Genomic DNA, 1,066 nt, shown 5'->3' on the forward strand with positions numbered 1-1,066 from the left:
TATTTATAATGTTTTCTCTCCACCCCCAGATGTACCACTTGTTCCAAAATAAGCTTTATCAATATCTTCTTTATTGAACACATTTTTATGTCGTATACACCTAAATCTTTATCATCATAAATTGCCAAAACGTTTCCTTTCCCCTTCGCTCCTAAGCGAAGGCAAGCAGGTTTTTGGATACCCCAAAACACAACTTACGGTCCAAATAACTCAAAAAGATTAGAGCCTATCAACATTATTAATAGTTACATTAAAAATCATCTTTTGGTTTAAGTCATATAAACCACATTCTACATTGTTCCTTTCCAATACAATGGTTTTCGCAATTTTTAAGGCTTCGTCTTTATTTGCAAAAACTATATAAACTCTGTCGTTTGGATTAATTGAATAATTATAATTATCATCAAGTACAATACCAGTGTTAATATCTACTCTCAATAAGACTACCTGTTCACCTATCAATTTAGGAAATTCTTTCATATCAATTTATTTATCAATCCACTTTTCTAGTTTGTGGACCCCTTACAGTTCCTCTTATTAATACTTCTGCCTCATTTAAAACAGCACCCGATTGAATTAATTTAACATCTTTAAGATTTGGACTGGCAACAGTCTTGCTTATTGGAACATTTACTTCCAATATCACACCAGAACCACCAGGTCTTAAAGCATAGTTACTAGCAACGTCCGGATTTGATGTCCATGAAATTTATCAATTGAAGCACCATATTCATTTACGGAAAAATCCAACGCCTCATCTTTAGTACTAAAAGTAGTTAGCGTCGTTTGGATCTAATTTCCAACTACCTAAGATTTTATTATACATTCGTAATTCCAATTTTCTCTAAATTCTCTTTAACATTCCTATAAAAAGGCTTACCCTCTGAAAAATTTTTAAGTTCTTCGACTTTACTTTGTAATTCAGGTCTATTATTGGCTTTTAGAAAAGTTATCAAGTAGAGATACATTTGTTGTTCAGTTAGTCCTTCTGAGATTCCCTCCATCCAGGATTTCTCCAAATCTTCGTCTGATATGTATTTCTGTATTTCATAAATGGCTAATGATC

Annotated in this window: 2 protein-coding genes; both read right to left on the reverse strand. The window is 32.4% G+C overall.

The genetic code is table 11. The annotated features are described in order from the left end of the window. Positions 1-219: 219 nt before the first annotated feature. Complete coding sequence (locus DBR11_RS26725; protein WP_108555609.1) at positions 220-480, reverse strand: hypothetical protein; 261 nt, start codon at positions 478-480, stop codon at positions 220-222. A gap of 338 nt (positions 481-818) precedes the next feature. Then, positions 819-1,066: hypothetical protein (locus DBR11_RS29765; RefSeq protein WP_158275387.1), on the reverse strand; the 248-nt coding region annotated here is incomplete at its 5' end.

This window comes from Pedobacter sp. HMWF019, assembly GCF_003061025.1.
Classification (GTDB): Bacteria; Bacteroidota; Bacteroidia; order Sphingobacteriales; family Sphingobacteriaceae; genus Pedobacter.